General features: G+C 47.1%; 1 protein-coding gene. It reads left to right on the plus strand.

Annotated features, from left to right (window positions below; translation table 11 throughout):
* Positions 1 to 552 (plus strand): hypothetical protein (locus DL239_RS21400; RefSeq protein ID WP_206188600.1); only part of this gene is annotated, 552 nt, incomplete at its 5' end.
* Positions 553 to 605 lie beyond the last annotated feature (53 nt).

The following is a 605-nucleotide window of genomic DNA, read 5'->3' on the forward strand; positions in this document are numbered from 1 at the left end:
ATACCACAAACACAGATGCTTAACGCCACCTCCGGGTGGACGTTTGCGTTGGGGTTATCCCGACCGGTGCTACAGTGGTGCTACGCCGTGCAGCAAACAGATTGGTCTTGCAGCACGTTTAATTTCAGAACACGGTTATTTGAAATACTTGAAAAAATTATTTTCAGTAATGCATTGGGAGGGGCGACCTTGACGAAGGAAGAAATTGAAGCCGATCAAGGTCAGTTGAGCGAAGCGGTGCTTTTCTTTGAACAGAGATTACTAGAGCTTACATTTCACTATGCGTTGGATAGCTATAAGGCGCCTACGCTAAATTCCCCTTGGATTGCTAATGAGTTAAGCTTGGCGTTGGAGAAAGTGGAGAGTGAGAGCGGGTCACCGGGTTCAGTCTCCCACGTGATTGATGAGCTAAAGAATAGCTTGAGCTCAAATATAGTATCGGACAACTTGTTCATTTTGGACAAATCTGGGTATCTGGGCTTTGATTTTCAAAATGTTCAGGAGCTCCGCGGCTTTGTTGCACAAATAGGGTTGAGGTCGGACCTCCCCTGACACCGGACGGATTTAGCCTATCGCCTCTGTCTTGGGGATGCCAAGTGCAGTAA

Source organism: Parasedimentitalea denitrificans, assembly GCF_011813015.1.
Classification (GTDB): Bacteria; Pseudomonadota; Alphaproteobacteria; order Rhodobacterales; family Rhodobacteraceae; genus Parasedimentitalea; species Parasedimentitalea denitrificans.